Annotated in this window: 24 protein-coding genes and 3 pseudogenes; 14 read left to right on the top strand and 13 right to left on the bottom strand. The window is 59.6% G+C overall.

Translation table 11 applies throughout. From position 1 onward, the window contains the following. Positions 1-6 precede the first annotated feature (6 nt). Complete coding sequence (locus KHO07_RS17430; RefSeq protein ID WP_212625023.1) at positions 7-930, top strand: universal stress protein; 924 nt, start codon at positions 7-9, stop codon at positions 928-930. Between the two features lie 53 nt (positions 931-983). Here KHO07_RS17430 and KHO07_RS17425 read toward each other — a convergent pair whose 3' ends face one another. Continuing rightward, entirely contained in the window at positions 984-1,547 is a 564-nt protein-coding gene (locus KHO07_RS17425) for a GNAT family N-acetyltransferase (RefSeq protein WP_150733475.1), read from the bottom strand. A gap of 224 nt (positions 1,548-1,771) precedes the next feature. On the opposite strand from KHO07_RS17425, the gene KHO07_RS17420 reads away from it, so the two are divergent. Beyond that, positions 1,772-2,677: a universal stress protein gene (locus KHO07_RS17420; RefSeq protein ID WP_212625022.1), complete on the top strand. Its 906-nt coding sequence runs from the start codon at positions 1,772-1,774 to the stop codon at positions 2,675-2,677. Positions 2,678-2,730: 53 nt separating this feature from the next. Continuing rightward, positions 2,731-3,614: pseudogene (locus KHO07_RS17415) on the top strand (universal stress protein). Positions 3,615-3,715: 101 nt separating this feature from the next. On the opposite strand, the pseudogene KHO07_RS17410 reads toward KHO07_RS17415, so the two are convergent. Beyond that, positions 3,716-3,835 (bottom strand): annotated as a pseudogene (locus KHO07_RS17410) (two pore domain potassium channel family protein); the annotation flags it as partial. Between the two features lie 89 nt (positions 3,836-3,924). Here KHO07_RS17410 and KHO07_RS17405 point away from each other — a divergent pair. From KHO07_RS17405 to KHO07_RS17395, 3 genes and pseudogenes are all read left to right on the top strand, one after another. Further along, positions 3,925-4,875: a universal stress protein gene (locus KHO07_RS17405; RefSeq protein ID WP_212625021.1), complete on the top strand. Its 951-nt coding sequence runs from the start codon at positions 3,925-3,927 to the stop codon at positions 4,873-4,875. 90 nt (positions 4,876-4,965) lie between these two features. Continuing rightward, positions 4,966-5,346: pseudogene (locus KHO07_RS17400) on the top strand (MBL fold metallo-hydrolase RNA specificity domain-containing protein); the annotation flags it as partial. Continuing rightward, entirely contained in the window at positions 5,324-5,908 is a 585-nt protein-coding gene (locus KHO07_RS17395) for a hypothetical protein (protein ID WP_244858228.1), read from the top strand. The pseudogene KHO07_RS17400 and the gene KHO07_RS17395, both read left to right, overlap by 23 nt. Positions 5,909-6,175: 267 nt before the next feature. On the opposite strand, the gene KHO07_RS17390 is transcribed toward KHO07_RS17395, so the two are convergent. The 6 genes from KHO07_RS17390 to KHO07_RS17365 form a co-directional block, all read right to left on the bottom strand. Then, the gene (locus KHO07_RS17390; protein WP_212625020.1) at positions 6,176-7,159 is read right to left on the bottom strand and encodes a zinc-dependent alcohol dehydrogenase family protein; all 984 of its coding nucleotides are present in this window, start codon (positions 7,157-7,159) and stop codon (positions 6,176-6,178) included. 13 nt (positions 7,160-7,172) lie between these two features. Beyond that, positions 7,173-7,919 carry a fumarate/nitrate reduction transcriptional regulator Fnr gene (fnr, locus tag KHO07_RS17385; RefSeq protein WP_150733487.1) on the bottom strand — a complete coding sequence of 249 codons (747 nt, stop codon included), beginning with the start codon at positions 7,917-7,919 and terminating at the stop codon, positions 7,173-7,175. Positions 7,920-8,100: 181 nt separating this feature from the next. Beyond that, complete coding sequence (locus KHO07_RS17380) at positions 8,101-8,310, bottom strand: hypothetical protein (RefSeq protein ID WP_075945785.1); 210 nt, start codon at positions 8,308-8,310, stop codon at positions 8,101-8,103. Positions 8,311-8,669: 359 nt separating this feature from the next. After that, entirely contained in the window at positions 8,670-9,083 is a 414-nt protein-coding gene (locus KHO07_RS17375) for a VOC family protein (RefSeq protein ID WP_212625019.1), read from the bottom strand. 90 nt (positions 9,084-9,173) lie between these two features. After that, the gene (locus KHO07_RS17370; RefSeq protein ID WP_212625018.1) at positions 9,174-9,833 is read right to left on the bottom strand and encodes a TetR/AcrR family transcriptional regulator; all 660 of its coding nucleotides are present in this window, start codon (positions 9,831-9,833) and stop codon (positions 9,174-9,176) included. After that, a complete protein-coding gene (locus tag KHO07_RS17365) occupies positions 9,820-10,671 on the bottom strand; it encodes a 3-hydroxybutyryl-CoA dehydrogenase (RefSeq protein WP_075945782.1) in 852 nt (283 codons plus the stop codon). The genes KHO07_RS17370 and KHO07_RS17365 overlap by 14 nt, the downstream gene beginning before the upstream one ends. A 165-nt stretch (positions 10,672-10,836) precedes the next feature. Between KHO07_RS17365 and KHO07_RS17360 the strand changes: the two genes are divergently transcribed. Both KHO07_RS17360 and KHO07_RS17355 read left to right on the top strand, forming a co-directional pair. Further along, entirely contained in the window at positions 10,837-11,889 is a 1,053-nt protein-coding gene (locus KHO07_RS17360) for an AraC family transcriptional regulator (RefSeq protein WP_212625017.1), read from the top strand. Between the two features lie 78 nt (positions 11,890-11,967). Then, positions 11,968-13,101, top strand: coding sequence for a hypothetical protein (locus tag KHO07_RS17355; protein WP_212625016.1), 1,134 nt, complete (start codon positions 11,968-11,970; stop codon positions 13,099-13,101). A 40-nt stretch (positions 13,102-13,141) separates the two neighbouring features. Here KHO07_RS17355 and KHO07_RS17350 read toward each other — a convergent pair whose 3' ends face one another. Beyond that, on the bottom strand, positions 13,142-14,098 hold the full coding sequence (locus KHO07_RS17350; protein WP_075945780.1) for an alpha/beta hydrolase: 957 nt from the start codon (positions 14,096-14,098) through the stop codon (positions 13,142-13,144). Between the two features lie 208 nt (positions 14,099-14,306). On the opposite strand from KHO07_RS17350, the gene rbsK reads away from it, so the two are divergent. The 3 genes from rbsK to KHO07_RS17335 are packed head-to-tail and all read left to right on the top strand — an operon-like array spanning position 14,307 to position 17,675. Beyond that, positions 14,307-15,245 carry a ribokinase gene (gene rbsK, locus KHO07_RS17345; RefSeq protein ID WP_212625015.1) on the top strand — a complete coding sequence of 313 codons (939 nt, stop codon included), beginning with the start codon at positions 14,307-14,309 and terminating at the stop codon, positions 15,243-15,245. Positions 15,246-15,288: 43 nt separating this feature from the next. Further along, complete coding sequence (fucP, locus tag KHO07_RS17340) at positions 15,289-16,620, top strand: L-fucose:H+ symporter permease (protein ID WP_212625014.1); 1,332 nt, start codon at positions 15,289-15,291, stop codon at positions 16,618-16,620. Further along, a complete protein-coding gene (locus tag KHO07_RS17335) occupies positions 16,617-17,675 on the top strand; it encodes an aldose 1-epimerase family protein (RefSeq protein ID WP_212625013.1) in 1,059 nt (352 codons plus the stop codon). Before fucP ends, KHO07_RS17335 begins: the two co-directional genes overlap by 4 nt. Here KHO07_RS17335 and deoR read toward each other — a convergent pair. Beyond that, complete coding sequence (gene deoR / locus KHO07_RS17330; protein WP_150733502.1) at positions 17,668-18,432, bottom strand: DNA-binding transcriptional repressor DeoR; 765 nt, start codon at positions 18,430-18,432, stop codon at positions 17,668-17,670. The genes KHO07_RS17335 and deoR overlap by 8 nt on opposite strands. Before the next feature lie 127 nt (positions 18,433-18,559). Here deoR and deoC point away from each other — a divergent pair, with 127 nt between their 5' ends. Next, positions 18,560-19,243, top strand: coding sequence for a deoxyribose-phosphate aldolase (gene deoC / locus KHO07_RS17325; RefSeq protein WP_212625012.1), 684 nt, complete (start codon positions 18,560-18,562; stop codon positions 19,241-19,243). On the opposite strand, the gene KHO07_RS17320 is transcribed toward deoC, so the two are convergent. Beyond that, positions 19,237-20,238, bottom strand: a complete 1,002-nt coding sequence (locus tag KHO07_RS17320; protein ID WP_212625011.1) for an NAD(P)H-quinone oxidoreductase — start codon at positions 20,236-20,238, stop codon at positions 19,237-19,239. The two genes, deoC and KHO07_RS17320, sit on opposite strands and share 7 nt — an antisense overlap. Positions 20,239-20,311: 73 nt before the next feature. Continuing rightward, a complete protein-coding gene (locus KHO07_RS17315; protein ID WP_212625010.1) occupies positions 20,312-21,523 on the bottom strand; it encodes a YbfB/YjiJ family MFS transporter in 1,212 nt (403 codons plus the stop codon). A gap of 113 nt (positions 21,524-21,636) precedes the next feature. On the opposite strand from KHO07_RS17315, the gene KHO07_RS17310 reads away from it, so the two are divergent. Then, positions 21,637-22,512: a LysR family transcriptional regulator gene (locus tag KHO07_RS17310; RefSeq protein WP_212625009.1), complete on the top strand. Its 876-nt coding sequence runs from the start codon at positions 21,637-21,639 to the stop codon at positions 22,510-22,512. A 40-nt stretch (positions 22,513-22,552) separates the two neighbouring features. Here the strand turns inward: KHO07_RS17310 and KHO07_RS17305 are convergent, their stop codons facing one another. Further along, positions 22,553-23,275, bottom strand: a complete 723-nt coding sequence (locus KHO07_RS17305; protein WP_075945771.1) for a pirin family protein — start codon at positions 23,273-23,275, stop codon at positions 22,553-22,555. Between the two features lie 314 nt (positions 23,276-23,589). On the opposite strand from KHO07_RS17305, the gene KHO07_RS17300 reads away from it, so the two are divergent. Next, positions 23,590-24,540: a GlxA family transcriptional regulator gene (locus tag KHO07_RS17300; protein WP_212625008.1), complete on the top strand. Its 951-nt coding sequence runs from the start codon at positions 23,590-23,592 to the stop codon at positions 24,538-24,540. Positions 24,541-24,644: the final 104 nt, after the last annotated feature.

Genomic DNA, 24,644 nt, shown 5'->3' with positions numbered 1-24,644 from the left:
TGCTCCATGTCGCAGATGCAACGTTTACTCTTGATCGCCCCGCCTGCCATGACCCGCACCCCGGCCTTCGACCGGGCCGCGGCGTTGGCGCTGGCGATGCAATTGCCAGTGCACATCGTGGCGTTCGACTATTCACAGGCCCTGGCGGTGGCCGGGTTGTTTGCTCCGGAACAATTCGCGCTGGCCCGGGATGGCTATCTGCAAACCCATCGCCAATGGCTCGTCGATCAGGCCGGATTAATGAGCAAGCATGGCGTGGAGGTCACCAGCGAGGTGGTGTGGGTTCAGCATCCTTTTGAGGAGATCCTGAACTTCATCAATGAGATGCCGCTGACGCTGATCATCAAGGACGCGCAGGAGGAGTCGACGTTCAAGCGCGTGTTTTTCACCCCGCTGGATTGGCAATTGCTGCGTGATTGTCCTGTGCCGGTGCACCTGGTGACCACGCCGTTGAATGCCCGGCCTCGCAACGTATTGGCCATCATTGATGTGCTGCGCGATGAGGATCAGGACCTTGTGTTCAATGACCAGATTATCGATGCAGCCGCAAAGCTGGCGGCGCTCTGTGACGCCAATCTTGAACTGGTGCATGTGTATGACTGGACGGCTGTGTATGTCCAGGACATGGGTTTTGGTGCATTGCCGTTGGCCACCGGGGTCTACGAAATGTTGGGAACGGCCCAGCATGAAGCATTTGCGGCCATTGCTGAACGCCACGGCGTGCCACCGGAGCGCAGGCATTTCATGGAGGGAGCCCCCGTGCCGAGTATTTGTGAGTTTGTCAGTGAGCACGACATCGATGTCATCGTCATGGGCACGGTGCAAAACAAGGGGTTGAGCAAACTACTGGGCACCACGGCCGAGCAACTGCTGCACCGGGCGCCGTGCAGTGTATTGGCGATCAAACCGGGGAAAATGCTGCAATCGTGAGGGCTTGAGCGCCCCGCGATGAGCCGTTGGCCGGCACATCGCGGGGCGACTTTCTACAGGTAAAGCCGATGGATCACCTGACGGCTGTCGTCCGGATCATTGTGCGTTTCGAAGCCGAGCGCCTTGGCCAGGTCGCGCATGGGTGCATTGCTGGACGAGTCCACGGAATACATTTGGCGGAAGCCGTTTTTGCGGGCGGCCTTGATCAGATGCTCCATCAGTAATGTGCCCAGCCCCAGATGAGTCCATTCATCGGCCACCGTTACTGCACATTCACACTCATGCTCGCGGGTGGCCGCGTAACGGCTGATGCCGATCTCGATCAGTTGCCCGTTGTCATGGACCAGGGCGATATAGGCAACACGCTGTTTATTGTCAGTGTCCATCAACTGATTGAGCATCGCCGCGCCGGGTTCGTTGATCTGCGCGAGAAAACGCATGTGGCGGGACTCGGGAGACAGTCGTTTGATGAAGGCATATTCCCGGTCGCGATCCTTTTCCGCCAGCGGTCGAATCAGCACGTGACGACCGTCCTTGAGTGCTTCGATCCAGTATTGGCCGTGGACCGCAGCGTAGGCGGCTGCAGCCCGATCATTGTGGTCTTTGACGGTAAGCATGGGGTGTTTCCTCCAGTGCGGTTTGAAAGGTTGGCTCGCGGCAAAAGAACCACGCTTGAATCCTTTCTACACCGCTGTCGATGCTTGAATCTGATCTGGATCAGACTCCGGTGCCGGCGGCATTGATTGGCTTGTGCTTGATGTAAATCAAACCGCACGCAGGGATGACGCGCAGTCTTCAAGCATGCCGGCACTGCATGACCGGAGTCGAACGGAGGTGTGTGATGGGGCAATTTCAACGTTTTCTGCTGATCGCTGACCCAAGCCTGCATCAGTCTCCTGCCCAGTTGCGCGCCGTCGCATTGGCCAAGGCGGCCGGGGCCGTGCTGGATGTGCGGGCCTTTGTCGAACCGGCGCCGGTGGTGCATTTGTGGCAGGAAAAAATCGACGACGCAGAGCATCAGCGCTATGTGCGGCGCTACCATCGCTGGGAGGTCGAAGAGTTGGATCGGCTCGGCGACCTGGGCCTTGAGGTGACGGTCAAAGCCGTGTTCACCACTCATCCGCTGCTGGACATTTTGAAGACGGTCGGGGATCTCAAACCCGATCTGCTGATCAAGGATGTCACCCTCGAACCTGTGCTCAAGCGGGTGTTCATTACCCCACTCGATTGCCACTTGTTGCGTGAGTGCCCGATCCCTGTGCACCTGGTCAACCAGGTTCGCTACAGCCTGCCTCACAGGGTTGTCGCGGCAGTCGACCCGTTCGATCCTTCGACTCATATCAGCGGATTGAACGACACCATCATTCAGACTGCCAACGCCCTGGCCCTGCAATGCGATGCGCCGTTACACCTGCTATACGCCTACGATCTATCGCCGGCCTTCAACGGCGAGGCGCCACTGATCGGGGGCGGTTGGGGGGTGGATTTAAGCGAAGAGCTGCGTCAATCCCTGCACCAGGCCTTTATAACCTTGGCAGAACGCTACGGAGTACCACCGGAGCGCCGGCATTTCGTCATGGGTTTACCGGTGCCGGTGATCAGTGAGTTTGTCGAGCAATACCTGGCCGACGTCGTGGTGATGGGCACCGTGCATCGAGTGGGGATCGACCGGCTGATCGGCAGCAACACAGAGCGAGCGTTGTACTCTGTGCCAGGCAGCATTCTGGCGGTCAGGGCCAATCACTGACGCCTGACCATCAGCGGTTTGCGTCGTATTTCCCCGTCCTTTGGAGATGGATCATGAGCCAGTATCAACGTCTATTACTGATCATCAATCCGGCGCTGCGTCATTCTCCCGCCGTGAATCATGCCGCAGCACTGGCCAAGGCCAGCGGCGCGAGTTTGCATATCGCGGCGCTGATCCCCTCGCTCAAATGGTTATCGCTGCTTGAGGAGGGTGATCGAACCCTGGCCCGCGAGCAATACCTGCAGGACCATCGCGGCTGGCTGGAGGCTCAGGCGCAGAACCTGCGTGGCCGGGGAATTGAGGTGACCACGGAGATAGCGTGGGCGCAGGACATGAAGCAAGACGTCATTGATCACGTCACGGACATGCAGCCGGACGTGTTGATCAAGGAAATTGACCATGCCTCGGTGCTCAAGCGGGCCTTTTTCACGCCGTTGGACTGGCATTTATTACGTCACTGTCCGGTACCGGTTTATCTGGTCGGCGGCAGCGGCTTGGGCTTGCCCCGCAAGGTTGTCGCTGCAGTCGAAGTATCGGAGGTCGAGTCAGCTGACGACGAACTTAATGACCGGATCATCAAGCAGGCTTGCCGTCTTGCCATGCAGTGCAATGCCGAGCTGCATTTGCTTTTCGCCTGCGATATCTCGGCTGCTTTTCTGGGCACATGGACGGCCTCACGCTCGCGGACCTGACTAAAGCGCTGCGCAAGGACCTGGAAGAGTCTTTCCTGCGGTTGGCAGGACAGTTCGGTGTGCCCGCGGACCGTCGACATTTCATAGACGGACACCCGGTCAAGGTGTTGAGTGAGTTTGCTGATGAACACAACGTGGATGTGATCGTGATGGGCAGAGTCCAGTCCCATGGTCTGGACAAACTCCTGGGCAGCACGACCGAGCATATCTTGTATCAGGCACCATGCTGCGTTCTGGCGGTTTAGCTCGAATGTGTACCGCGTTGGATGGCACGACCCGGCTCGACAGCTAGTCGATGCACTGTGGAGGACGGACGCCCATTGAGGTGATTCGACCGCGATAGCGGCTATTTGCGTTTCCAGTATTTCTGCATTTCCAGAAACACAAAGGAAGCGGTCCAGGTGATAAGCACCAACCCGGTCAATCACTTGATGTCGCCCACGGGTGAAATATCGCCAAAGCCAATCATGGGCTGATTCGTTGATAAAAGTCAGGTTCCCCCTCGGCATGAGACCCAAAATCAACAGGCATGCAGGACCCAGGGTGAGGTACGTGATGTTCAAGCTCAAACGCATTCTATTGATAGCCCCCAGCGAAATGACTCATAGCCCGGCGTTTGAGCGTGCACATGCCCTGGCGTGTGCAACCGGTGCGTTGTTGCACTTTGTCGCGTTCGATTATGTTCAGGCGTTGGCGGTAGCCGGGCTGCTGGATCACGACGCGATGGCCCAGGCGCGAGAAGGCTATTTGCAAGTGCACCGTCATTGGCTGGAGCAGCAGGCCCGTTTTTACCGATGTGGCGGCGTGCAAGTGAGCACCGAAGTGGTCTGGGCGAGGTCAAGCCTGACCAACCTGCTGGAATACGTGAGTGACTTCCATCCGGACCTGGTGATCAAGGATACGCATTACGTGCCAGCGCTCGACCGAGCCTTTCACCGCGCCCTGGACTGGCGCCTGCTGCGCGAGTGTCCGGCGCACCTGCATCTGGTGACCAGTGCCAGAAATCCCAAACCATTGAAAATCCTGGCGGCGATCGATTTGTCCCATCTGGAAGAGTTGACGCAGGGTTTGAATGACCGAATAGTCGATCTGGCCTCGACCCTGGCAGCCAGTTGCGGCGCCGAGCTGCACTTGCTTAACGTCAGTCGTTGGTCAGAAATCAGCGATGCACTGAAGAGTGTGCCGACAGGCAGTCTTGATGACAGCTTCAGGGACGCGATTGAAGATACTCAGCAAGAGGCTTTCGATGTGCTTGCCGAGCGCTATTGCGTCAAGGATGCACATCGACATCTCCTGACGGGTATTCCCCACAAGGTCATTGGATTGTTCGCACAACAGCATGCCTTCGACATGGTGGTGCTCGGCACGGTTTATCACCAGGCGCCTGAACGGTTTATCGGCGATACCGCCGAGAGCCTGTTGAACCGGGCCCCGTGCAGTTTGATGATCGTCGGCAACGGCCATGCGAATCACATTTCTAGGTGCCGCGGGTACGGTCACGGGTAGCAAGTATCTGCTGGAGCATGGCAACCAACATGTGCTGATCGACTGCGGTCTGTTCCAGGGCTTCAAGCAATTGCGACTGCACAATCGCGGCGGGTGGTCCATCACCTCAAGGCACTGGCGCCCAATCCGATCAACACGCTGCTAATGCCTGGCTTCCAGGCCGGTGGCACTCGTGGTGCGCAAATTGTTGCGGGAGTCTCTTCGGTGCGTATCCACGGCAAGGACGTGCCGATCCGCGCCGAGGTGGTACCGATGCAAACACTGTCCGCACACGCCGATGCTGAGGAAATCATGCAGTGGTTGCGTGGGTTCAAGCAGCCGCCTAAACACACCTTCGTCGTCCATGGGGAACCTAACGCCTCGGATGTGCTGCGCCGGCGCATCAGCCAGGAGTTGGGGTGGTCGGTGTCGGTGCCGGAGTATCGCGATAGCGTCGAACTCTCAAGCAGTGACCGCACCGCAGGATCATGACGAAAACCTCAACGTGATCTCTGTTTGTGCGCCCGGCTTGATCCAGATCAAACGGTATTTTTCAGTGAGCGCCATTGTTTTGATAACAAGGGTGAGAGATCCCGCCATGTCGAACCACAAGCTTTTCAACCGTTATCACGCGGTTCAGGACTGGAGCAGGGGGGCGGCGCACAGGTGCCTGCACTGGCCGGGCCTGCGTTCCTGGAAGCGTGAGGCAACCCTCTTGCTGTTGGTCTCGGTGGCGTTGATGGCAGGCTATCTCATGGTGTTGAACTTCGCCTCTCACGAGGTGCAGGATCTGGTCAACACGTGCACGGCACGTTTAGAGGTCGAGTTTGAAAATGCCGAAATAGATTCCCTTCCAGAAACCCTCCCTCGGTCGTTGTGTGAATGCGTGGCCCATCATCTGGTCGACAAAAATGGCCTGGTGCGCCTGGCCATGGTCGACAAACACCTGCTTGAACCGATGGCCCTTGAACCCGTTACGCAAAAGGACGAAGAGGCTTGCATTAATGCCCTGTGGCAGCCTCATGACGAACTGGCCAGGCGCTTGTCCTTTTGAGTGAGGGGGCGGCAGACGCAGAGATGGCCGTCGAGCCCGCGCCGAAGTATCGCTGTGTGCGGCAGACGTTCACGCCAACCGTATTTTCCGCAAACTCGTAGCGCTGAAACAGACAGCCGGTACATGGGGGATTGTCCCACTTGACCAAGACTCAGATTGCCGAACTAGGCCGACTATTTTGCGATCCAGCGAGTCGCCCGGTATATGGCGGCGCTGGGTGCAAAGCAATGATCGTGCGCGGGGGATCACGGAGTAGCCGAAGGCGTCTCACGGCACTAGCACGATCGCGCCGTTGAACTGACCGCTGCGCAACAGCGCCAGTGCCTGATTGGCATCGTCGAGGGAAAACCGAGTGGTGTCGCAATGTACGGGGGTGTGCTGCAGTTCTTTAAAAAACGCGGTGCCATCGTCGCGGGTCAGGTTGGCCACCGATCGCACGCTACGCTCGCCCCATAGCAACCGATAAGGAAAGGCGGGGATGTCACTCATGTGAATGCCGGCGCAAATCACGCAGCCCCCCTTGACAGTGGCGGCCAGCGCCAGTGGCACCAGCGCCCCCACCGGCGCGAAAATCAGGCTGGCATCGAGCAGGTGCGGAGGTGTCTGGTCCGACGAACCGGACCATGTCGCCCCCAGGGATCGGGCATACGCCTGTCCTTCGGTGTCATCCGGTCGAGTGAAAGCGTACACCTCTTGACCTCGTCCCCGTGCGACTTGAATGGCCAGATGCGCTGCGGCTCCAAAACCATATAACCCGAGGTGGTGGGCGCTTTGTGCCATTTGCAAGGCGCGAAAACCGATCAGCCCGGCACACAGCAACGGTGCAGCTTCAGTGATGGAAAGGGCCTGCGGAACAGGGAAACAGAAGCGTTGGTCGGCCACGGTATATTCGGCGTAACCACCGTCCAGATGACATCCGGTGAACAGGGCCTGATCGCAGAGGTTTTCCCGTCCGCTCTGACAGTATGCGCACTGCCCACATGTCCAGCCGAGCCAGGGAACACCCACCCGCTGGCCGATGCGCTCTGCGGCTGCATGGGGGCCGACCGCTACGACCTCACCGACGATTTCATGCCCCGGCACCCGGGGCAGCACCGCTTGAGGCAATTCACCGTCTACCAGATGTAAATCGGTGCGGCAGACGCCGCAGGCCAGGACTTTGATCAACAGTTGATGGGCCCCGGGTGTCGGAATGGGCCGCTCTTCGCGTCGCAGCGGCTGACCGGGCGAGTGTAGAACCATGGCGCGCACAGGATGACCGGGATCAACAGGCAGGAGGGCGATGGCAGCCGGCAATCAACTGTTTGAGACCCTCCAGATTGAGGATCTTGACGTCACGGCCGGAAATTTCCACGAGCGCTTGATCCCGCAGATGGGCGATGCCCCGGCAAATAGTCTCCAGGCGCAGCCCCAAATAGGAGCCGATTTCCTCGCGGCGCATTTTCAACACGAAATCCGTCGATGAATATCCACGGGTTTTCAAACGTTGTGACAGGTTCAGCAGAAAGGCTGCCAGACGCTCGTCCGAGTTCATGTTGCCCAGCATCATCAGCATGTCGTGATCGCGCACGATTTCCCGGCTGAGGATTTTGTTGAAGCTGTGCTGCAGGGAGGGCAGCTCATGGGCCAGTTCTTCCAGATGAGCAAAGTGGATAGGGCAGACCTCGCTGTCTTCAAGCGCTACCGCGTTGCACGCATGCAAGTCCGTGCTGATAGCGTCCAGACCGAGCATTTCGCCGGGGATCTGAAATCCCGTGACCTGCTCGCGACCATCGACCGACAGAATGCTGGTCTTGAACGAGCCGATGCGCACCGCATACAGCGAGCGCAGCGGATCACCAGCCCGGTAAAGCGCTGCGCCCTTTTTGACCTTGAAGCGTTGCACGATCAAGCTGTCCAGACGTTCGACTTCCTGGCCGGTCATGCCGATGGGCAGGCACAACTCCATCACACTGCAGTTCGAACACGCAGCCTTCAAGACATGCACTTGCAAAGTGCGAACATTCGACATGAGAAGTGACGCCAATAGGGATGACTCACTAAGGATAGGCGGCGCGGCGTCCGACCCGCACCGGATTCTCGGCAAGAGAGATGTAATAGACGAACGGGACATCCAGTACCAACGTTTACGACACCCTCGTGCAATTGCACTTCGAGCAGGAGGAAGAACTGTTTCGTTTTCTGGATTGGCGCTAGTGGTTGAGCGGGTAGGCTGAACTCAGAGCATTTTCCTGTGCACCGGCCACAAGGTGCATGGACACGACCGGCTGCTGGTTATCCATGGAGGGGATTTCAAAACTGCCCACAATCTGAAGCTGTCGCTCGCCCAACCCGGTTGCCTCCAACTCTTTTGCCTTGGCCATTCTCGCGTGGTTCGCTGCGATTTCATTGAGAGTTGACACGTTACATCTCCGGTGACTGACCAAGCGTTTCGCTGGAGTCCTTAAGCATTAGTTTGAGGTGCTGCCGTGTCAGAATTATGTCATTCCGGGCAGCGACGCTCCGCCTGTGCAAGCCGTAAGCCAGACACGGGTATGAATTGCACCCCGTGTTTTGCTTTGCGACGAAAGGTTGTACAACGCCTGTGGCCCGGCTATTTCCGTTACTTGATGAACCATCCCTTTGAGTGTTCGACCGTTGACGGTTTGCAGTCCATGGCTACAAGGGACGTTATGTTGACGGTAGCAGACGGCCGGGGAGTTGCCAGAAAGCCCAAACCTTTCAGATTGGGCTGTTTCAGGCGTGCAACAGACAGGTGATGTCACTGGTCCTTTTCGCAGTTGACCATCCACGACACACCAAACTTGTCGACCAGCATGCCGAAGCGTGCCGCCCAGAAAGTGGCGTCCAGTGGCATTTCGACTGTGCCGCCATCGGCCAGCGCCTTAAACACCTGCTCGGCTTCGGCGATGCTGTCGACATTCAGCGAGATCGAGCAGCCGCTCATGCCTTGGGTAGGGCGGTCGGGCGTGGTATCTGAAGCCATCAGCATCTGATCGCCGACTTTCAGGCAGGTGTGGATGATCAGGTGGTGATGTTCTTTCGGCACGTGCTCGGCGGCAGGTGTTTCGCCGAAGGACATCATCGCTTCGATTGTGCCCTGCAGGCATTGCTCATAGAAGGTGAAAGCGGTTTTGCAGTCGCCGTTGAAGATGAGGTAAGGATTGATTCTCATGGTTCTGCTCCCGGTCAATGAAGGTGCACATCGGTTCGGACATCGCTTGGCGCGATGAATTCTGATGTTCTGACCGGGGACAGCAAAGCGCTAAAACGCGGCGGCTGCCTGAATATTGTTAGATGTTTTTTCGATGGATCGGCTGATGCTTATCGCGTCGCCCGTGCGCCTTGGCGCCAGCAGGCGTTCGATGGCACCGCTCACCAGGTTCTCCAGCAATTCATTGTGCTCTTGCTCGTCCAGGGCATGAGTGGTCAGCCAACTGGGCGCGCTGTTGAGCAATGAGGCAATGGCGTGCCCGGCCGCCAGTTGGCCGGATTCGCTGAAGCGCGAGCGAGCGCCGAGCACCACCAGCAACGTGCGTTCGTACTGCTCGCGCAATTGCCGGACCCGTGCCTGCTGCTCTTCATTCAGGCAGCCGCTGTCGCGTTCCACCAGGCGAAAATGCCACGGCATGTCGCGGTGCAAATTGAGGTGCGCGCGAATCAGGTTGTTGAGTCGGTCGCGTTTGGCCGGAGCCTTTTGCGGGATGCGTCCCAGTGTCGCCAGCAACTCTTCGTAGAATTCTTCGATGAGGTCCAGCAACAGGTGCTGTTTGCTCGGGTAGTGGTGATACAACGAGCCCGGGGAAAGCCCCAGGCACGTCGCGAGCTCACGCATGCCGACTTGACCGAAACCCTTGCAGGCGAACAGTTCCAGCACCTTGTCGCGGTATTCGGCGAAACGCGAGCAACGCTCAGGCATAGGCATGGAAGCCGCGCCCCGTTTTGCGTCCCAGGTAACCGGCGGCCACCATTTCCTTGAGCAGCGGCGCCGGCCGATATTTGCTGTCGTTGAAGCCTTCGTAGAACGCCTCCATGATCGCCAGCAGGGTGTCGAGGCCGATCAGGTCGGCCAGCGCCAACGGGCCGATGGGCTGGTTGCAGCCTAGGCGCATGCCGGCGTCAATGTCTTCGGCGCTGGCCAGGCCTTCCTGAAACACCAGGATCGCTTCATTGATCATCGGCACCAGAATCCGGTTGACCACGAACCCCGGACGGTTGCCGGCAGTGATCGCGGTTTTGCCCAGGGTGGTGGCCATGTCCAGCGCCAGTGCGTGGGTAGCGTCACTGGTCTGCAGGCCGCGAATGACTTCGATCAGGCCCATCACCGGCACCGGGTTGAAGAAGTGCAGGCCGATGAAGCGCTCAGGCTGGCTGACACTGGCGGCGAGCTGGGTGATCGACAGCGACGAGGTGTTGGACGCGATCACGCAATCTGCGCTGACCTGCGCGGCAATCTGTTGCAGCACCCGCAGTTTCAGATCGAGATTTTCCGTGGCGGCTTCGATGACCAACTGCGCGTTGTGCAGGCTGCTGTAATCGGTGCTGGTGCGAATCTTGTCGAGGGCGAGGTTTTTCTGTTCGGTGGTCAGGGTGTCCTTGGCGATCTGCCGATCGAGGTTTTTACCAACCGTCGCGAGGGCTTTTTGCAAAGCGCTTTCGCTGATGTCGAGCAAGGTCACGTTGAAGCCGGCGAGGGCGCAGACTTGCGCGATGCCGTTGCCCATGGTGCCAGCGCCGATCACGCCAATGTTTTGCAGATTCATGTTGCCGTCCTTCCGATAAACCCTGCGATACCTTGGCCGCCATGGCGACCGAAAGCGTACTATTGCCGCGAGTCTAGAACCGGCAGGGCGGTTGTCCTATGCCGAAACTGTTCAACGGGACTGATGTTTTTTGCCATTTCGAGTGATCGGGAGAGAAGCGTTCACATGCGGGAAAAGGATTCAGTGGCCGCCTACTTCGTGCAGGCAATGATCCATGGGCTGGCGGACGATCCGCAGCGTGTGCGTGGCGTGCTGGAACAGGCCGGCGTCGATCCCGCCGTGATGCAGCAGCCATCGGCGCGGGTGCCGGCCAGTGCCTTTGCGGCGTTGTGGCTGATCCAGATCCGCGAGCTCAATGACGAGTTCTTCGGCCTCGACTCCCATGGCATGCCGCCGGGGGCTTTTGCGCTGATTTGCCGGGCATTGATCCAGGAGCCCGACCTGCACAAGGCCATGCGCCAATGCCTGGCCAATTTCGGCCTGTTCCTGCGCGACTTTCGCGGCACGCTGACCGTGCGCGGCAAACGCGCGGTGATCAGCCTGGACACCGATTCACAGAACGTCGATGCCAGTCGTTTCGGCGAAGAAACGTTCCTGGTGTTGATGATCAGTTTGCTCTGTTGGCTGGGCGGCCGGCGCATTCCCATCGACCGCGCGGACTTTCGCCATGAACGCCTGTCGCTGAGCGATGACCGTTTACTCTGGGGACCTAACCTGACCTTTGGAGCCGAGCGCACCGAAATCGAGTTCGCCAGCCACTACCTGCGCTTACCGGTTGTGCAGGACCTGGCCTCGCTGAAAGTATTTTTGCGCACCGCGCCGCAATGGCTGGTGATCCGTTTTCGCAATCAGCATGGTCTGGCGTCGCAAGTGCATCAACGCCTGCGCAACAGTCATTACAGCGAATGGCCGACCCTGCAGGCCTTTGCCCTGGAACAACACTTGAGCCCCAGCACCTTTCGCCGAAAACTGGAGCGCGAGGGCTGTTCCTATCAGGAGATCAAGGACGAAGTGCGACGCGCAGTGGCGTTCGAGCAACTTCGCGAAAGCCGCGCGAGCATCAGTGACATCGCCGAGCAGTTGGGCTTCCAGGAGCCGAGCGCGTTTCACCGGGCATTCAAGAAATGGACGGGGGAAAGTCCGGGGCGGTATCGGGCGCGCTACCAAACGGGCGATGCGAATTTTCTGACAGAGACTTCTGATTCGCTGCGCAGCTGATGTTTTTGCCAACGCCGGCCTGTACATTCGAAGCCTGCCACCGCGCCTCAACACTGCTGAAACAAGGATTTATTGTTCATGGAACTGGAACCGGTCGACGTCACCGATTGCGCAAAAACAGCTGAAGCTGCCTCCAAACATCCTTCGAGAAACCGCTACGCGCAATTGAGCCAAGGCTTGTTGTGGCTCAATGAGCGTGCCTGGCCGTTGGGCGGTAGCATTTTGCTGATCGCCGGGATTTACCTGTTCCAGTACATCCAGGTGGAAAAAATACCGCTAAGCATCACGTCTTCCGCCGTTGTCGCGGCCTTGCCGGCGATGTTCGCCATGCTGGTGTTCGTGATCGCGATGCTCGGGGCATTGATCGTCATGCCTGCGTTCATCCTGTTTCAACGGTTGAATGATTCCGGCGAACGCTTGAGTGACCACTTGAGCTTCGATCGGGGCAAATCCGGACTGACCCCGCTCCATCGACGTCTGATCTTGCACTGGTTGTATGGAGTGTTGTTGCTGGGCCTTTACGTCTGGGTGATCGGCGCCTTTGCGGCCTATGGCTATACCAGTGGCGGCTGGATTGTCGGCATGGTGGGCTTGGGGATGCTCACATTATTGGGACATGCGTGGATTATTACCCGCGTATGGAAAACCCGTGTTTCCTTCGAGTTCTGGTTCGCTTGCGTGATGTCGGCCCTGGTGCAGTGGGTCGCGATCCTCAATGTCACGGTGGTGCTTGCACGGAGCGTCAGCGAGTACGTGGATGACGTCTGGCTGTTCTTGCCGTTCATGCTCCTGGAGCTGATTGTGCTGTGGTTGATCCAGTTGGGCGGCGCTTATTTTGTGGTGGTCATGCGGCGCCATGAGCACCCCGTCGCACACGCGGCGCTGGCGGCGATGGTTGTCATCTTTGTAGTGGGGCTCATCCCCCAGGCGAGCGCCAAATTGGCGGGGGTTACCTTGCAATTGCCTTCGTCCGGTGCTCGCAATTGCACGGTGATGACCTGGGCACCCGGCACCCAGTTACTGGATGCGATCAAGGACCCGGAAAATCCGGGCAGTAGCATTCGGTTGCGTCTGCTGGCCGAGGCGGATGGCATGTACATCGTTCGTCCCTGGCGAACAGTATCCAAAGCCGTGCAGTTCGTCCCCCGGAGCAGCGTGACGGGGATCGACGATTGCGCGCCTGAACCGAAAGCGGAAAACGCAAGCCGCTAAGTCAAGCAGTTCTGGATTGGCCGACATCGGCGCGTGAAGCTCAGGAGTCCTGAGCGCTGCGCGTCGCCGTCGGTCCGGCCATCTGCGACGGTTTGGCTTTCATCAAGCCATCGAGTGCCTGTCGATACCGGGAGCCGCCCAGGCTCATGCTGTTGTTGTGCGTTCCGCCGGGAATCAGCAACAGGCTTTTCGGTGGGTTGGCCGCATTGAACAGTTGCTGGCTGAATCGCGACGGCATGAACTGATCGGCCAGGCCGTGGACCACCAGCAGTGGCATGTCGATGTCGACGATCTTGTCGATGGAATCGAACTTCTGTGACAACAACCAGCGTACCGGCAGCCAGTTCACCGGCAAGTTGTTATCGGCCACTTCCGCCACGGCATCGCCAAGCGAGGTGAAGGTGGACTCGATCACCAGGCCACGGACCGGCACCGAGCCATGATTCTTCTTCGCCTGCGCAGCCAGGTCTGCCGCAAGATCGATGGCCACCGCACCGCCCAGCGAATGACCGTAGATCAAGCGCTTGCCGGCATCAGGTTGCATCACCGTGAAACGCTCCCACGCCGCCCGCGCATCTTCGTAGACACTGGCTTCCGACGGCAGATCGCCTTTGCTCTGGCCGAAGCCCCGGTAGTCAATCGCCAATACCGAATAGCCCATGGCGCGTAGCTGCTCGATGCGGAACGCCTGGCCGGTGAGGTTCCAGCGCACACCGTGCAGATAGAGAATCGACGGCGCATCTTTGCGCGCGGCCGGCCACCACCACGCATGCAGATTCTGCCCGGCCTTGAAACCGGCAGGCTTGATGTCGAACGCCTGAACATCCTGCGGCAAGCCGCGATACCAACCCGCCGTGCCCGGTTCGATGCGGAACAGCAACTCGCGTTCCTTGTACTTGAGCGCGCCGCAACCCACGGGCAGACCGACAACCAAAGCCGCCATGCACAACAGTGGCAGCCAGCGTCGACGCAGGCGTGTGAGAAGGGCAGTGGGCATCGGGTGGTCCATGGGTGCAGACATGAAGTTCGCGTTTTAGCAGATGTGCGCCGGGGACGGGAATAATTTCGACTTGTGGGAGGCCGCTCGTCCACCGGGGAGAAAACTCTGGATAAAAAAGATTGAATAATCACATTAAATGTTATTTAAATAACAAAACAAAAACGCCAGGTTCAAGCCTGGCCAGCCGGATCAAGGTGGGAAAGCAATGAGCAAGATCGCAGTCATCGGCAGCAACATGGTCGACCTGATTACCTACATCGACCGCATGCCGGCCCAGGGCGAGACACTCGAAGCGCCGGGTTTTGCCCTCGGTTGTGGCGGCAAGGGTGCCAATCAGGCAGTGGCGGCGGCCAAGCTCGGGGCGGATGTGCTGATGCTGACCAAGGTCGGCGATGACATGTTTGCCGACAACACCCTCGCCAACTTCCAGCGCTTTGGCATCGACACCCGCCATGTTCAACGGGAGCCCGGAGTGTCCAGCGGCGTGGCACCGATTTTCGTTCAGGCCGACTCCCATAACAGCATCCTCATCGTCAAAGGCGCCAACGCGCATCTCGTCCCGACGGACATTGATGCCGCCGCACAGGCGTTGCACGAATGTTCGCTGATCGTCCTGCAACTGGAGATCAACGTTGAAACCGTCTATTACGCCATCGAGTTCGGGCGCGAACACAAGATTCCAGTGCTGCTCAATCCGGCGCCGGCCTTGTCGGGGCTGAGCCGGGAACATTTGGCGCAGCTGGATTTCCTGGTGCCCAACGAATCCGAGCTGGCACTGATCACCGGCCAGGTCGTGGATTCGCCGGCGTCAGCGCGCGATGCCGCGCAGACCCTGGTCAGCAGCGGTATTCGTCACGTCATCGTGACCCTCGGCCAGCAGGGCGCGCTGTATGTCGGCGAGGAAGGCGAATTCCAGATCCCCGGTCTGCGGGTGGCCGCCCGTGACACCACCGGCGCAGGGGACGCATTCATCGGGTGCTTCGTCCATCACTGGAGCCGCGACCGTGACATCCGCGCCGCGATGACCCAGGCCGTGGCGTATTCAGCCTGCTCGGTCACGGGGCTCGGCACCCAGACGTCCTACCCGGACGCCCCCGCATTCGCGCAATTCCAGCGCAGCTTCGGCGTCCCGACGACGGAGTGATTCAACGGCTGCACTTTTCCCAAGCTCACCACGGAGAACAACAATGACAAAGCCTCCGCTCCAACAGACGCCCGACGGTTTCTACCTCAATCGCACGCCCTGGTTCGCCTTCATCCTGCTGTGCAGCATCTTCGCGCTGTGGGCGGCGGCCGCGAGCATGAACGACGTGCTCATCGCGCATTTCAAAAAAGCGTTCCTGCTCAGCGATTTCCAGACCGCATTCGTGCAGTCGGCGTTTTACCTGGGCTATTTCTTCGTGGCGATTCCAGCCGCGCTGGTGGTCCGCCGTTTCAGCTACAAGACCACCATCCTGATCGGCCTGATGCTGTACATGTTCGGCTGCCTGTTGTTTTTCCCGGCGGCGTCCACCGCCAAGTACGGCATGTTCCTGCTGGCGCTGTTCGTGATCGCGGCCGGGCTGTCTTTTCTGGAAACCGCCTGCAACACCTATTCGACATTGATGGGGCCACGGGAAACCGGCACCCGTCGCCTGAATATTTCGCAGACGTTCCACCCGTTCGGTGCGATGGCCGGGGTGTACGTCGGCAGTTTCGTGATGTTCAAGGACACGGACGCGACCCACGAGCAACTGACTCAGATGAGCGCTGCGGACGCAGCGATCCAGCAACTGCAGATGATCCAGTCCACGTTGCTGCCATACAAATGGATGATTGCGGTGCTGGTGCTGATGTTTATTTTGATCGCCATCACCCGCTTTCCCGCCTGCAAGGGCAACCAGCCCGTCAGCAAGAAAACCACGCGCCTGAGTGAAAGCCTGTCGCGGTTACGCCGCAATCCGCGTTTCACCTTTGGTGTGCTGGCGCAATTTCTGTATGTCGGTGCCCAGGTCGGTGTGTGGAGCTTCACCATTCGCCTGGCCATGCAATTGGGTGGCATGAACGAGCGCAGCGCTTCGTGGTTCCTGCTGACCACTTTCGCCGCGTACTTCGTCGGCAAGCTGATCGCCAACGTACTGATGCGCAAACTGCACCCGGCCAAGGTACTCGCGGTATACGGCGTGCTGTGCATCCTGTTGCTGGCCTACACCATCCTGGTACCGAACATCACGGCCGTGTATGCGGCGGTGGGTGTGAGCGTGTTCCTCGGTCCCTGCTGGCCCACCATCTACGGCCTTACCATCGACGGATTGGGCGAAGACACCGGTGTCGGCGGTTCGCTGCTGGTGATGAGTATCGTCGGAGGCGGGGTGATTCCGATCTTCCAGGGGCTGCTGTCGGACTACAGCGGCGGCAACATGCAACTGGCCTATAGCGTGCCGCTGCTGTGCTTCATCGTGATCGTGGCCTACGCGGTGCGCTGCCTCAAACACGCCGAGAGCGAGCGGGCGCCGGTCGGCGCGGTGGCTGCATCATGAACACGCGGATCAATCTCTATCCGTCGCTGTTTGGCGAAGCACGCAGAACCTTGTTGGAGTCCGAGTCCTTCAAGGTCAGCGCCTGGGTGTATCCCAGTGGTGTGCTGGCCGTGGAGTTGGCGAACAGGCGCGGGCATCTGGTGGTGTTGCCGTATCAGGGGCAGATGATCTGGTCTGCCGTGTTCGACGGTTGCGACCTGACCATGAAAAACCTGTTCAGCCAACCCCGGCCAAGCCCGACAGTGATCGGTACCTACGGCTGTTTCATGTTTCACAGTGGTCTGCTGCGCAATGGCTGTCCGAGCCCGCAAGACGATCACCCGCTGCACGGCGAGATGCCTTGCGCGGCCATGGACCATGCCTGGCTGGAAGTGGGTGAAGACAGCGCCGGCCCCTACCTGCGCCTGGGCGGCGATTACGAATACGTGCAAGGTTTTGGCGATCGCTATCGGGCGAACCCGAGCGTGACGCTGCGTGGCGATTCAGGGTTGTTCGATATCGACATGCAGGTGACCAACCTGGCGGCCAAACCGATGGACCTGATGTACATGGCGCACATGAATTACGCCTACGTCGAAGGCGGCCGATTCATCGAGCCTCTGGGTGTCGAACGTGTGCGCTTGCGCAGCAGCATTCCGGCCCATGTAAAGCCGACGCCAGCCTGGAGTGCTTACATGGATCAGTTGGCGCGCGAGCCTGAACAGTTTCAGTGCCTGGAGCGCCCGGCACTCTACGATCCGGAAATCGTGTTCTTCTTCGACGGCGTGCGTGCCGACGCGTCTGGTCATGCGCATTTTCTGTTGAGTCGTCCGGATGGCGCGGCATTCTACACCGGCTATCGACCCGACCAGTTCGAGCATGCAGCGCGCTGGATTTTGCACAACGCCGATCAACAGGTGGCGGCGTTCGTGCTGCCCTCTACCTGCGAGCCGGAAGGCTATCGGGCGGAATCCGCCAAGGGCCATGTGCGCTCGTTGGCGGCTGGGGACACGGCGGCGTTCAGCGTCACCACCGGTTACCTCAGCGCCACGGAGCAACAAGCCCTGGTCAGATGATCAACTGCGCACCGCTGGCGGTAATGGCGTCGCGGTAGGCCTTGGGAATTTTCTTGTCACTGACGACGTAGTGGAAGTCCTCCAGCGTCGCGAAATGCGCAGTGCGCACGGTGTCGAACTTGCTGTGATCGGCCAGCAGCAGCCGCTGTTGGGCCTGGCGCAAGACCTTCTGCTTGACCTCCACTTCATTGAAATTGAAGCAGGTCACGCCGAAGTCCTGGCTGATTCCGGCGGCCGAAACAAAGGCCCAGGTCAGGCGCACGCTATCGAGAATGCCGAGCTCGCTCTGGTTCTCGAACACCTGGTTTTTGCGGTGGAACGTACCGCCGCACACCACGATATTGCAGTTGGGCTTTTGCGAGAGTTTGAGCAGGACGTTCAGGGAGTTGCACACGGCGGTGAACTCCAGTTCGTCGGGAATGAAGTCCACCACGAACGGCGTGGTGGTGCCGCAATCGAAAAATACCGTGTCGCCAGGCTTGATGAAACCGGCGGCCAGTTTGCCGATCCGGCGTTTTTCCTCGACGTGCCGGGTGTCCTGTTCGGCCACGCGGTAATCGCTGGGTTCGTTGCCATCGTGGATTTTGGTGATGTAGCCGCCGAGCAGGCGCAAGTGGTCGGTGTACTTGCTCAGGTCGCGGCGCAGAGTCATCTCCGAAACGTCGAGCAAGGCGGCCATTTCACGCAGGTGAATGGCGCTCTGATCTTGCAGGGCTTGTTGAATAAGCTTGAGGCGCTCGGCTTTTTTACTGTCCACAGGCATTCCGGGGTTGATTGTTTGTGTTAAATAAGTAACATTATTTGTTAATTTTGTAACGTTTTTGCGCGATTGATCCTCGATTGTGGCGCAGGGGCATTTGAATACACAAACAGGAGTTTTTGCGATGGCACACCTCGAACCTCAGGCACTGGCGCAATTTATCGATCATACCTTGCTGGCGCCCGACGCTTCTCGCGAGCAAATCGCAACCCTGTGCCGTGAGGCGCAAGAGCACGGCTTCTATTCGGTGTGCGTGAACTCCGGGCAAGTGCCCCATGCGTCGCAGTGCCTGGCCGGGCAAAACGTCAAAGTGGTTGCGGTAGTCGGCTTTCCCTTGGGGGCCGGGCTCAGCGACAGCAAAACCTTCGAGGCCGAGCGGGCAATTGCCGCCGGAGCGGGGGAGATCGACATGGTGTTGAACATCGGTTGGTTGAAGGACGGTCTGTTCGATCAGGTTCACAGCGACATCGCGCGGGTCAAACAGGCCTGTGGCAGCGTACCGCTGAAGGTCATCCTCGAAACCTGTCTGCTCAACGACGCTGAAAAAGTGAAGGCCTGCGAGATTTGCCGTGAGCTGAACGTCGCGTTCGTCAAGACCTCCACCGGGTTCAGCCGCAGCGGCGCCACCGTGGACGACGTAGCGCTGATGCGTCGCACAGTGGGCGCCGGGGTCGGCGTGAAGGCCTCGGGCGGGGTGCGCGACTACCCGACCGCGCTGGCGATGATCGAAGCGGGTGCCACACGCCTGGGCACCAGCTCTGGCATCGCCATCATCAGCGGCGCGCAGGCGGCGGGCGACGGTTACTGAGCAACGCTCAGGACAATCTTGCCGATGTGATCGCCGGCCTCCATTCGGGCATGGGCCAGCGATGCATCGGTCAGCGGGTACACCTGGTCGATCATCGGCAGGCAACGACCGGCCGCCAACACTGGCCACACGTGCTCGCGCAGTTGTTGCGCGATCGCGGCTTTTTCCTCGCGGGTGCGCGAGCGCAGCAGCGAACCGGTGACGATGGCGCGTTTAGCCATGATCGCCAGCAGGTCGATCTCCTTGGCCACCGCGCCGCCGAGGAAGCCGAGCATCACCAGCCGGCCTTCGAGGGCCAGGGCCGCGACGTTACTGTTCAGGTACGAACCGCCCATGATGTCGAGAATCACATCGACGCCGCGGCCCGCGGTTTTATCGACAATGACCTGGGCGAAGTCCTGCTCGCGATAGTTGATCGCTTCGGCCCCCAGTTCGCCAATCACCGCACATTTTTCCGCGCTGCCCGCTGTCGCGAAAACCTCGATGCCGAACTCGCGGCAGAGCATCAACGCGGTGGTGCCGATGCCGCTGGTACCACCGTGAATCAACGCGCGCTGGCCTTTGCGGGCACCGCCCATTTCGAACAGGTTGGCCCATACGGTGAAGAACGTTTCCGGGATCGCCGCAGCCTGTACCCAGTTCATGCCAGCGGGGATCGGCAGGGTCTGGCTGGCCGGGACCGCGCAATACTGGGCGTAGCCGCCGCCATTGGTCAGCGCACAGACTTTGTCGCCGATGACGAATTCGCTGACACCGGCCCCGACGGCGACCACTTCACCCGCCACTTCCAGCCCCGGAATCGGGTTCATGCCGGGTTTCATCGGGTATTTGCCGGCACGTTGCAGCACATCCGGGCGATTAACCCCGGCGGCGTACACGTGGATCAGCACTTCGCCGGCACCTGCCCTGGGCACGGGGACCTGACGCGGTTGCAAGACTTCGGGGGCACCGGGTCGGGTGATTTCGATGTGGGTCATGGTTTGCGGTAGAGACATGGTCAAGAGCCTTTTCTGCAATGAATTCAGTTGGAAATTGTGGGAGAGAGCCTGCTCCCACCGTTTTTTTGGATCATGTGATTGCTGCATTGGCACAGATTTTTTCATCGGACCGTGTCGGCAAACGCACAACCAACTCCAGCAACAGCGCCACAACAATCGCCCCGGCCGCAATCACGAACATCAATCCGTGATGCCCGCCGCTAGCGTTGAACAGCACCGAGTAGGCGAAGCCGGCCATGGCCTGGAAGGTGGCGAACGATACGGTGGCGCGGCTCCAGGCGATCTGTTGTGGGTGATGCTCGGGGATCAGTTCGTGAACCCGGGCCAACCCCAGCGGCACGATGCCCGGCGGGAACGAGCCGAGGATCACCGCCAGCAATGCCAGCGCCGTAAACGCGCTGCACATCGACAGCAGGCCAAGGGCAATGGCTTGCACCACCAGGACCAGGCGAATGCTCATCTGCGCGCCCAGTCGATCGGCCAAAAAGCCATAACTGACCGGACCGATGATTGCGCCGAGCCCGTACATCACCCAGATCAGGCCGCCGACGTGCTGCCCTGCACCGAGCCCGCGGGCTACGTAGTCGACCAGGAACACCATGGCCGGCACCAGTCCCACGGCCATGAGGGCGTATTGAGCAAAAAGCAGGTAGACCTTCGGGTTGATCGATTTCGCATCGGCGAGCGTCGGCGTGGTTCGTGACGCGGCTGACGGCCAGGCAAACCAGCTCGCAACGGTCAGGATCAGCGCCAGCGCACCAAGGCCGAGCCAGGTTTGCTGCAAGCCCAGGCTCAACAGCGGCGGCACGATCGTCCCCGATCCGGCGATGCCCAGCCCGATCCCGAGAAAAATCGCCCCACTGGCCAGGCCTTTGCGCGAAGCCGGGACGTGTGGCAATACCGTGCCCGCCACCAGCACCATGATCGCGCCGCCGGCAATGCCGGACAGCAGGCGCCAGCCGAAAAACCAGCTCACCGACAACGGAAAGGCACAGGCGAAAAACGCCAGGGTCACTGCCAGCATCATCAGGCGCAGGGCGGTGTTGTTGGAGGTATGCCGCGCCAGTGGATGACCGATCAGCGCGCCAATCAAGTAACCCACCAGATTGGCGGCGCCAAGGGACACCACATCGCTGGCGGAAAACCAGCGAGCCTCGATCAGCGAGGGAATCAACGGTGTGTAGGCAAAACGCGCCAGGCCAATGCTGACCAGGCTGGCGCACAGGCCGGCAAAGATCGGCAGCCAGAACCCTGGGCGTGGAGGGGGGGAGGGGCTGAGCATGAGAGCTCTCCTGCAGGATTTTCAATGGCCCCCAGCTTATCCAGAACTCGCGTTGCATTAACGCAGCGATTTCGCGCTATTGTGATGCGAATATGCATCACTAGGAGAACGCTGTGAATTGGGATGACGCGCGGGTGTTTCTGGCGGTTTGTCGCGAGTCGACGCTCAGGGGCGCGGCGCGGGTGCTGGGGGTCGATCAGGCTACGGTCGGGCGGCGCATCACCGCGCTGGAAAAGTCCTTGAGCGCGACGCTGTTCCTGCGCACCTCCGAGGGGTACGCGTTGACGGCTGTCGGTGAAGCGGCGTTGAAGGCGGTTGAGAAAATGGAGCATTCGGCGCTGGAGTTGGAGCGGCGTATACAGGGGCTGGATGATCGGCTGACCGGCACGGTGCGGGTGACCACCACCGACACCCTGGCCATCGATTTTTTGATCCCGGCCATCGCTCGTTTGCATCAGCAACACCCGGACGTGCGGGTGCAACTGGACGCTTCGACGCAAATTCTCAGCCTGGCCAAGCGCGAAGCCGATATCGCGGTGCGCAATACCCGACCGGACAACCCGGACCTGATCGCCCGGCGGATTGCCCGTTGGCCGTTGGGATTGTTTGCTTCGCACGCCTACGTCGAGGCGCATGGCATCCCGGAACCCGGGACGGCGTTCGACGGGCATGATCTGGTGGTGTATCAGCCGTATCTGCAAAGCGGCAAGGACATGACGCTGGTCGGGGAACCGATCGGTCGCGGGCGAATTGTCTCGAGTCTGAGTTCCAGCCTGCTGGTGCGACGGTCCATTGCTGCGGGAATCGGCATAGGGGAGGTGCCCATCCACATGGGCGAGTTGGACGGGCTGGTCAGGCTCTGGCCGGAGCGGACGAATCCGGTGCCGTATGACATCTGGCTGGTGACCCACGCCGATTTGCGGCATACCGCCAGGGTGCGGGTGGTGATTGACGAGATTGTTGCGGGGTTTGCCGGGACGGGTGAATAAAAGATCGCAGCCTCGGGGAGCGAGGCTGCGATCTCTTCGGTTACGGCATTTCAGGCAGTTCCTGCGGGCGCAGGTCGAACACCAGTACTTCGGCATCCACGCCGTTGTTCAAGGTCAGCACCTGTTCTTTGCGAACCCGCACGCCGTCGCCTTCCTGCAACGGCATGCCGTTGAGTTCGACACTGCCGCGTGCCACATGCACGTAGGCATAGCGGTCGGCGGCCAGTTCCAGGGTGGCGCTTTCCTTGCCGTCTATCAGGGCGGCATACACCCGCGCATCCTGGCGCACCTTCAGCGAACCCTTGGCACCGTCGGGCGAGATGATCAATTGCAGGCGACCGCGTTTTTTCTGCGTGCTGAAGTGCTCTTGCTGATAGCGCGGTTTGGCGCCACTGACCTGCGGCACGATCCAGATTTGCAGGAAGTGCACGGGCCGGGTGTCCGAGTGGTTGTATTCACTGTGGGCCACGCCGCTGCCGGCGCTCATCAACTGCACGTCACCGGGGCGAATCACCGAACCGGTGCCCAGGGTGTCCTTGTGTTCCAGCGCGCCTTCGAGCACATAGGAAAAAATCTCCATGTCGCGGTGCGGGTGCTGGCCGAAACCTTTGCCGGCGGCGACACGGTCATCATTGATCACCAGCAGGTCGGAAAAACCCTGTTCTTTCGGGTTGCGGTAGTTGGCGAAGGAAAAGGTGTGGAACGACTTCAACCAGCCATGGTTGGCCATGCCACGATCAGAAGCTTTGCGAAGGGTCAGCATGATGGAATCTCCTGCGGGGACGTTGATTCGTCCGAGTGAGGAGAAGGTTAATGGTTACCCTGAGATGCAATAAGTAGATGGAAATTGAAATACTGTCTCTTTTGAGTTGACAGTCATGGGTGGATTTAATCGCCGATTTCACCCGATACGGCCATAATGAACAGCATCAAAACCTGTGGGTGCGAGCTTGCTCGCGATGGCTGCTTCACATTCAATACTTGTGTCGACTGATCCACCGCTGTCGCGAGCAAGCCCGCTCCCACAGGGAACCGCGTTCGCTAAGCCTTTTGTTCAATTACTGTGATCTCTAACCCATGAAAACCGTGGCAATGGTGCTGTTCCCCGACTTCCTCCTGCTCGACATGGCAGGCCCCTTGGAGGTGTTTTCCATCGCCAATCGCTATCTCAAACCCGACGATCACTACGTGCTGACGACCATCGGCACCGAGCCGGGCGCATTGCGGGCCTCCAACGGTGTAAGCGTGCACGCCGACCTGTTTATCGATCAGGCCTGCGACGGCTATGACTTGCTGCTGGTGCCCGGTGGCCCCGGTGCCTACAACGAAAAACATCCGCCGTTGCTTGACTGGCTCAGGCACAACATTGGCCGGTCCGCCGGTTACGGCTCGATCTGTACCGGGGCGTTTGTGCTCGGGCATGCGGGGCTGCTCGACGGGTATCGCGTGACCACGCATTGGCATTACACCGAACGCCTGATCAAGGCATTCCCGTCGGCCACCGTCGAAACCGACCAGATCTTTATTCAGGACCGCAACCTGATCACCTCCGGTGGTGTCACCGCCGGCATCGATCTTGCGCTGTCGGTGGTCGCTCGGGACCATGGCAAAAAAGTTGCCCAGGATGTGGCCAAAGTGTTACTGGTGGTGATGAAACGCCAGGGTGGCCAGGCGCAGTTCAGCCCGCTGATGGCGGCGGTGGCGCCCCACGAAACGGCGATCACCCGCGTGCAGAATCACGTACTCGAACACCTCGACGAAGCCTTCAGCATCGAACGCATGGCCAGTCTGGCGACCATGAGCCCGCGTCACTTCGCCAGGGTGTTTGCCCGGGAAGTGAACATGACGCCCATGGAGTTTCTGCAAAGTGCACGCATCGATTGCGCGAGGAATCTGCTGGAAACCACGGAGCTGCCGCTCAAGACCGTGGCTTTCAAAAGTGGCTTCGGCAGCGTGCGGCACATGCGTTTTCTGTTCGGAGAAAAACTTGGCCTCACCCCGACCCAGTACCGCGAGCAATTCAGCTAGCCTCCTTGGCCGTCGCGCGCACCGTTATGGCCGTGACGCTCCCCCCGTGGCAGTTGTACCTTCGCCGAGGCCTGCCAAGATACCGTTGAACTCTTTGCATGGAC

The organism is Pseudomonas sp. PP3 (assembly GCF_905336995.1).
Lineage (GTDB): Bacteria > Pseudomonadota > Gammaproteobacteria > Pseudomonadales > Pseudomonadaceae > Aquipseudomonas > Aquipseudomonas reinekei.
Note: the sequence above shows the minus strand (reverse complement) of the source record. Positions and strands in the feature narration are given on the sequence as shown.